We start from the raw sequence: 7,857 nt of genomic DNA on the forward strand, positions 1-7,857 counted from the left end.
CCACATCGGTAATTGACGCGGCGATTCAGCACTGTGGGGAGCGGGAGTCGGTGTTTCGGCGGACAACGCTGGAGCGGTTTGTCTTCGAGCACGAGTTGGGGGTGCAGGGGTTTGAGGCAATTGAGGGGGCGATTGCCGACAGCCCTGAACTCATCAAAGTCGCCGACGGCAAGTTCACCACTCAAACCGCACTCAATCTGGAACTCAACACGATCCGTTTGATGCAGCAAGGACGGGGGCAGGTGGTACCGATTGTCCCCAGTGGTACCCAGGTAGAAAGCCTAGTGAGCCATTCCCTAAACCTGGAGCAGCAACATGCGGTGGAGATGACAGCGACCACACCCGATGCGGTGATGGCGTGGCAGGGGGTGGCAGGAGCAGGCAAGACCTATGCCCTAAGCGTGTTGAAGGATCTGGCCCAGGGACAGGGATACACGATCCAAGGCTTGGCCCCCAGCGCTGAATCCGCCCACATTTTGGGAGAGTCGCTGGAAATTGAAACTACTACGGTGGCTGGACTATTGGTATCGCAGCCTCTGGATGAACCACCCCAGCCGACGCTATGGATCGTTGATGAGGCGGGGCTGTTGAGCATGAAAGATGCCTATGCTCTCTTGCTGCGGGCAGCAAGAGAGCATGCCAAGGTGTTGCTGGTCGGGGATACCCGCCAGTTGTCAGCGGTAGAAGCCGGTAACCCGTTCAAGAGCTCACAGGCGGGGGGAATGACGACCGCTTACCTGGAGACCCATCGGCGGCAGCAGACTGGAGTGTTGCGATCGGCGGTGGAATTGGTGTCCCAGGGGCAGGTCAGCGAAGGCATTGAGATCCTGGCCCAGGCGGGGTGCGTGAAGGAAGGGGCTCAAACCCAGAAACGGATTCAGCAGGTGGCCGCCGATTATCTGACGCTGACGGCAGAGGATCGGGAGAAAACCTTGGTGCTTGCTGGGACAAATGCGGAGCGGTTGGCGCTGACTCAGGCGATGCGATCTGGGCTACAGGATGAAGGGGCTTTGGGTACGGATGGCTTTGTGATGCAGAGCTTGCGGCGAAAGGACTTGACTACGGCTCAGGCCAGTTATCTCGAGGCTTATGCGATGGGAGATGTGCTGGTACCGATTCAGGATTATCGAAAGCAGGGGTTGATCCGGGGGGAGCAGTACCGGGTGGTAGCGATCAACGCTGAGGCTCAGCAGGTGGTGCTGGAGACGCCAAACGGTTCGGTGCTGTTGGTCAATCCGGCAGCGTGCCATCGGAAGACGGTGTACACGACGCAAGCGATTCCGGTGGCGGTGGGCGATCGCCTCAAATGGACGCGCAATAACCGAAAAGCCGGAATTCGCAATGGGCAGGGGTTTGTGGTGACGGGGCTTGAGTCCGATGGGACAGTGACGATTCGGGATGGGGCGGGGCAGACCTCTACCATCGACCTCAGTGGGAATCAGTATGTGGACTATGCCTGGGTAAGCACCACCTACAGCAGCCAGGGCAAGACGGCGGAGCGGGTGTTGGCGCTGCTGGGCGAAACGACAAATCGAGAAGCGTTTTATGTGGCAATTTCTAGAGCCAAGCGAGCTTTGACCTTGTACACCACCAGCCAAGCTGACTTGGTGCGCCTAGCCCAGGTGTCGCGGGCGAAGGAGAACGTGAGTGACTATGTGCCGTTAATTCAGCAGGTAAATAACTATGGACAGCATGAACAACGGGAACAACGGCAGCCAGTACCCATCCCCAGCGTTGACTCTACAGCAGTGGGAGAGCGTATTGGCCAGCGTGTTGCAGAGCAGCTTAGAGCCGCTGCGGGCCGAGATCTGCGTGAACACGCAGCGGGTGTTGCACCTCGAAGACCACGTCCAGACTTTGGGCGAAGATTTGGCGATGTGGCCGCAGCACTGGAACCAGAGCTTGGGGCGCTTGGTCGCGCAATTGCAGCGTATCGTCAGCGACGAGACCTCCTCCGATGCGCAGGCGACCTTGCAGGAGCAGTTGCGGCGGTTAATTGCGGCCTTGAGCAGTTGGAACGGGCAGTTCAAGGCCGAGTTGGAGTTGCAGCAGCAGTTGATCGCGTTGCTAGAGCGGTTGGAAGGCCGGTTGGAGGAGAGCAGCAAAAGGTAGCCCCGGAACTGCGAAGGGTGAATTCGAGGGAGCAGCTTTTAGGGCTTTGGGAAAAATATTCGATGGGGTTGCCGTCGGCGAGTTTGGAGCTGCGGGTGGCGCAGCGGGCCTTGCGGGATGGGCGATCGACTAAGGAGGTGACGCTGATGCTGGTGGCGGGGAGTGAGGTGGTGAGGTTAATTCATGACAAACAGGGGAAGAAGGTGGCGATGAACTATGCAGCTCACGTAGTTCGGATGGCCGGGCAGCAGCAGATGCCGTCTTCTAAAAAGAAAGGATGGGCAATGGAAATAGGAGATTAGCTGGATCTTGATCTTTAGGATCTTTAGGCCACTGTGTGAAACCTAAAGAAAACCCGGAATTCTAAAGAGTAGCCTCACAGGGCAAGCAAGCTCTGAAGAGTATTACGCTGCTCGGGTAAATTCTAGGTTGATGTCAAGCAGCCAAGGATTTCAGTCTACTCAAAAACAACTGGCGGGATTGCCGTGACGCCTGTTTCTTTAGTCATCACCAGCTATAACCGCGATCGCTACCTAGCTGCTGCGATCCAGAGCGTTTTGGCCCAAACGCACCCCAACTTTGAGCTTTTAATCTGGGATGACGGCTCATCAGATCGCTCTGTCGCGATCGCCCAGGCCTACGCTCAGCAGGATTCTCGAATTCGAGTGATCGCCGCGCCGCATCAGGGGCTTTCGATGTCGCTCAGTCAGGCGATCGCCTCAACGACCCACCATCCCTACCTGGGCTGGGTGGATAGCGACGACCAGCTGGCTCCAACTGCCCTAGCCGAAACGGTTGCTATTTTAGACGCCCAGCCCCAGAGGGGCATGGTCTACACCGACTACCGCATCATTGATGCTGAGGGAGAGTTGCGGGGCAACGGAAGCCATTGTCAGATCCCGTATTCGCCGCAGCGACTGCTGGTAGAGTTCATGACCTTCCACTTTCGCCTGCTGCGGCGATCGCTCTATGAGCAGGTCGGCGGCATTGACCCCACCTTTGAACGAGCTGAAGATTATGATCTGTGCCTGCGGCTTTCGGAGGTGACAGACATCGTTCACCTGCCGCGTCCGCTCTACTTCTATCGCCAGCACGAAGGTAACGTTACCCACGACGACCTGGAGATGCTGCGCTGGACTCATCGCGCTAGCACTCAGGCTCTGGAGCGACAGGGGCTAGCGGATCGCTACGAGATTCGGGTGTGCAGTGAACTGACGCTGCAACTCAAGCCTGATGCGTTGCCGCTGGTGTCGATCATCATCCCCTGCTATAACGCCGAAACGACCATCGAGACCTGCTTAAAAAGCTGCTTTGAGCAGAGCTATCCTCGCCTCGAAATTGTGGTAGTCAACAACAACTCGACTGATGGCACCGCTGCTCAGCTAGCTCAGCAGCAAGCCGTAGCTCCCTGTTCACTGCGCATAATTGATTGCTCCACCCAAGGAGCCAATCCTGCTCGCATCGAGGGTTTACGACAGGCCCAAGGCGACTACATTCAGTGGCTGGATGCCGATGACCAGCTCGCGCCAGATAAGATTCAGCGGCAGGTAATGGCGTTAGAGCGAGAGTCCCGCTATGACGTGGCCTATGGTGATTGGCAGTGGTGTGTATATGCCCAGCAGCGCCTGATTTACCGGCAGACGTTCGTCGGTGAGCCCCACACCGATTGGCTCTTGCAGTGCTTGATGGATAACTGGCAGCCGCCCCATACCTATCTCTGGCGGCGGCAGGCGGCAGACAGACTGCAACCGCTCTTGGCTTGGCATCCACAAACGCCAGTGGCGATGGACAGAGAATACGCTACGCAGGCGGCTCTGGCGGGAATGCAGCCGCTGTATGTGCCGGAGTCGCGGGTGGCCTATAACACGGGGCTGTCTCCCAGCCAGATTACGCGATCGACGCCCTATCCGATGCGGGTGCAGAGCTTGTGCAACATGTTTGAGCGCTTTCGGCAGCAGGCGGCACAGCATGACGAGTTGGAACCGGCTCATCTGTTTTTGCTCAATCAGAGCTGGGAGCTGTGGCAGCCCAACTTTGAGCAAGTTGGGCAGGCGGAGCAGGTGTGCTGGCTCCGGCATCATGAGACTGAGGCCACAATGATGCTGCGGGAGGCGGCGGCGCGGATTGTGCAAACCTGGTTAACCTTGCCAGGTGCTTACACGCTGGAAGATCAGGCGCGGCGGATTGTGCTGCAATTATGGCGAGACACCGTGGTGAGTATTCGGCAGACTAGCGGCTTGAGAGCCGCGTTGGATGCCAAGGGGGTTACCCATGCCCTAGCGCAGGTCGTGGGGCTTATCGCTGGGGTAAGTGAGCATCCTCCGGTCGCCAAAACCGACCTGGACCTGGAGCCAGAGCTAGTGGTACTGATGCAGGGTTGCCCGCTCTACACACCGCTGTTTGGCGAGCACCGCCTGAAGGTACACACTGTCTTGGATTCGCTCCGGCAACAGGGCTGGTTAAAGCGGCTACAAGAGGCTGAGGTACTGCCGTCATCTGCCTCTCAATCGGTTGAGTAATCCTGATATCGTCCTAGGGGAATGCCGTCAACCTTACGTTCCAGACAGGTGCGCCTCTGCTTGTCGAATCAGGTCTTCAGCATATTGCTGCTCTGTGGGGGTGGGATGGTTGGCTAAGGCTTGCTCAGCATACTCAATCACTCCCGGCATATTGCCGTAGTAGGCCGCTTGCACGGCACCCAAGATCAGATAGGAGGGCGGATTGGGCATCAAGTCAATGGACTGCAAAGCCAAGGTTTCAGCCTGCGGATAGCGCTGTTGATCGTAAGCGGCTGCCGCCAGTTCATACAAGGCCGCCGTCCGCCCGGTGTGATAGTGCTCCAGCGATCGCCATGGGGTACCCCTCGTCCAGCGATCGCCGATAATCTCAAACTGCTCGGCGGCTACGGGCCACTGCTGCGCCATCGCGGCATCGTAGGCGTAGTAGAAGCGCATGCGCAGGTTGTCGGGGTAGGCGGCAAAGATGCGGGCATAGGTCGCTTCGATTTCCCTCCACACGACAGGCTGGTCGAGGTAACCCTCTTGCGCTTGGTCAAGACTGCGATGAATGCTCAATGCGACCACGGCTAGCAGCGGTTTGTGGGCCGATTTCGAGAGGCGATCGCACTCCTGTGCCAGCTGTAGCATGCGGGCCTCACTCCCTAGCCATTTGGGTTCTAACAAAATCGACTTTTTGCCCCAGACATTAATGTTGTAAGGGTTTGCCGCCAGGCCCCGCTCGAAGTAGTCTTCCCAGACCTGCTCTGGCAGCGAGAGCCCCCGCGCCACATCCAGCAACGATGCCCAAACGTTAGGGTCATCAGGGTTCAGGGCGGCGGCTCTGTCTAAGTCAGTTTTCGCCTGTTCCATGAACTGCAAGAAGGGGGGCCAAGCCTCGTCGGGCACCCGGTAGGCTAGAGCACCGCCACGAATTTGCCAACCCTGATTGGAGAGTAAATTGCCGCGAATGACGTAGGGAATATGTGAGTCAGGAAATCGGGCTATCCACTGATCGAGCACAGCAAGACTCTCCGTCAGCTGCTGGTCGTCGGCTTCAGTGTGGGCGTAATCGCTGTGGGCCGGAAGGGTAGCCAAGCTGCCGTACAGGCGATTGAGGTAGGCCGAGGCTAGCTCGTCGGTGCGTTCGCGTTGCAGGCTGCTGTTGATGAATGCTTCCAGCTTGGCAAAGTCGCGATCGCCATACAGTACGGTATTCCAGCTTTCGGTGTCTTCCACAACGGTATAGCGGGCCAGTAATGCTGGCTCTGTCGAGGACTCACTGGCTACGTGCTGCGATACAGTCGCTTGGGCTGGGTTGAAGGCTCCTATTTGGGCCAGTTTGGTTAAACTACAGCTGGGGAGAAGGAGCAGGGTGCCCAAAAGAATGGCTGGCGCTAGAGACCGATGCTGCAACATGGAGTTGGTGGTGGAGATGGCCCCTCTAGCCTAGCCACGCCTACAGGCTGATACCCTGAGTGATGCTACCGGGAGTTACAAACGATTTTGGATCACTATCATTGATGTCCTAGATATTCCTCCAATCCAACCCCACAAAATTGTCCGGAGTGTTGACTTATACAGATCTGAAACTGTTTATGTCATATTCACCAATTGATATCTTCACCTCAGCTTCATCTCCAGGAATGTCTAAGTAATCATGTTGTGCTTTTTCAGAGCTAGCGACGTCAGATATCCTTTTTGTGATATTTGGTATTTGGCTCCTGGGTATGTTCCACTCAAGAGTCTTTCTATCTAAAATTTTTATTCCTGTTTTTTCCTCATTCAAGACAATCATGAGGTTTTCTTCATTTATCGGAACAAATCGGCTTGAGTTGGATGAACTGTATTGCTTGCTATTAGCACTTAATAATTTTATTGTCTTTTGAAGGAATTCAAGTGCCTCCCCATCTCCGAAAAACAAAAGAGTTGGTGTACTAAAATCTGGAAAGTATCCATAATACAAATTTGAGTTTTGCATACTTAAACTGCCCATCTAAAAACCTATTACTCGTCACAAACATACCGGTTCCTTGATTAATTAGTGCAGAAAATTACTTTAAAGCTTGCACTCAAGAACGCAAGGAAATTGTCACTTTGAACTAGGTGCTCACGCCCGCCTATTGTATGGGGGGTTTTCTGGGGGGTAAATTCCCAATGGGAATATTTTGCCATTGGGCCTTTGGAACATCATGAGGATTATAATCCCAATGAGGATTATGGTACTTGTCTTCTGGGTAATATCTCCACTCACCACCATACTCATCCCAAAGACTTTCTCCCCCTTTAGCTACCTCAGAAGGCCTACTAGCGGGACGAACCTCAAGATCTCCATTTACAGGTGGCCTCTCTCCGTTTGGAGGTAACCCTCTACTATTCTAAGCCGCTGTTACAGACAGATACTTGAGTGGACTTACGGATCATATTGCTGTGCGTTCGCGAAGCATAGCCTTCGGCTAATCGCGGCTTATTCGTCGTTACATGAAGAATTACGGATGTCTGGTCAGGCTTTGTGATTCGATTGAGTTCTGCCCGACTGGTACAATGCACAATTGAGGAGAGGCAAGCGTTGCGGCTATTCGTCCTATTTTTTCTGGCCTGACACCAACCTCTTTTCTGTTAATTGAACGCTTGCTCGAACCCCTTGTGACCTCTGAATATGGATAGAGTTGAATTTCGAGGCATTCCGTTTCTTATCGCCACTCCGCCGCTACGCCCTATGTCTACCCAAGATTTGTCCGCCATAGAAGACCAGCTAGGCTTCCTATTTCCGGAGGATTACCGTGCGTTCATTACTACCTAGGCGTAGGCAAGACCGAGTTGGGCATACGAGTGCTTTTCCCTAAGTACTGCTTAAATAGTAGACTCAGCGAAATTCACGATAGATTGTCGGAACACTGGTTTTGGGACAAAAGCCCAGAAGTGTTAACACAAGCTCAGGCAATTACGCTAACCTTTCTCAAGTCATATCAACTATTGTAATAGTGTCGCTGTAACGTATTGAGATTACTAGTTTGGGAAGAAGCCGTGATTAGCAGATTGAAGCGGTACTCGTCAAAACCGAAGCAACTTTTAGTTGTTGCATTAGCTGTTCTTGTACTCGCCTACTTGTCAACATGCTTGGTAACTACTCCAAAAGTGCTGGTAGAGACAGGATCTATAAGCTTAGCCGCAGGTAGCTGCCGCCACCTGCGGCGCTGAAGCTTGAGCGCGAATCACATCCGGTAACGGTGGTATTCGGTCATCGCTA

General features: G+C 54.6%; 4 protein-coding genes and 1 pseudogene. 2 read left to right on the forward strand and 3 right to left on the reverse strand.

The features are described 5' to 3' along the window. Positions 1 to 2,414 (forward strand): ATP-dependent RecD-like DNA helicase (locus tag IQ254_RS27950; RefSeq protein ID WP_193969428.1); only part of this gene is annotated, 2,414 nt, incomplete at its 5' end. 183 nt (positions 2,415 to 2,597) lie between these two features. Beyond that, the gene (locus tag IQ254_RS27955) at positions 2,598 to 4,631 is read left to right on the forward strand and encodes a glycosyltransferase (protein WP_193969429.1); all 2,034 of its coding nucleotides are present in this window, start codon (positions 2,598 to 2,600) and stop codon (positions 4,629 to 4,631) included. Between the two features lie 33 nt (positions 4,632 to 4,664). On the opposite strand, the gene IQ254_RS27960 is transcribed toward IQ254_RS27955, so the two are convergent. The 3 genes and pseudogenes from IQ254_RS27960 to IQ254_RS34025 form a co-directional block, all read right to left on the reverse strand. Then, positions 4,665 to 6,026 (reverse strand): DUF4034 domain-containing protein, encoded by a 1,362-nt coding sequence (locus IQ254_RS27960; RefSeq protein ID WP_193969430.1) that lies wholly within the window; start codon positions 6,024 to 6,026, stop codon positions 4,665 to 4,667. A 157-nt stretch (positions 6,027 to 6,183) separates the two neighbouring features. Further along, entirely contained in the window at positions 6,184 to 6,588 is a 405-nt protein-coding gene (locus IQ254_RS27965; protein ID WP_193969431.1) for a hypothetical protein, read from the reverse strand. Positions 6,589 to 6,727: 139 nt separating this feature from the next. Continuing rightward, positions 6,728 to 6,982 (reverse strand): annotated as a pseudogene (locus tag IQ254_RS34025) (hypothetical protein); the annotation flags it as partial. Positions 6,983 to 7,857 lie beyond the last annotated feature (875 nt).

The sequence above is a fragment of the Nodosilinea sp. LEGE 07088 genome, from assembly GCF_015207395.1.
Classification (GTDB): Bacteria; Cyanobacteriota; Cyanobacteriia; order Phormidesmidales; family Phormidesmidaceae; genus Nodosilinea.

Bases quoted from the DNA above. Each gene is read 5' to 3' on its own strand.
- IQ254_RS27960 (WP_193969430.1), bottom strand. From the start codon at position 6,026: ATGTTGCAGCATCGGTCTCTAGCGCCAGCCATTCTTTTGGGCACCCTG.
- IQ254_RS27965 (WP_193969431.1), bottom strand. From the start codon at position 6,588: ATGCAAAACTCAAATTTGTATTATGGATACTTTCCAGATTTTAGTACA.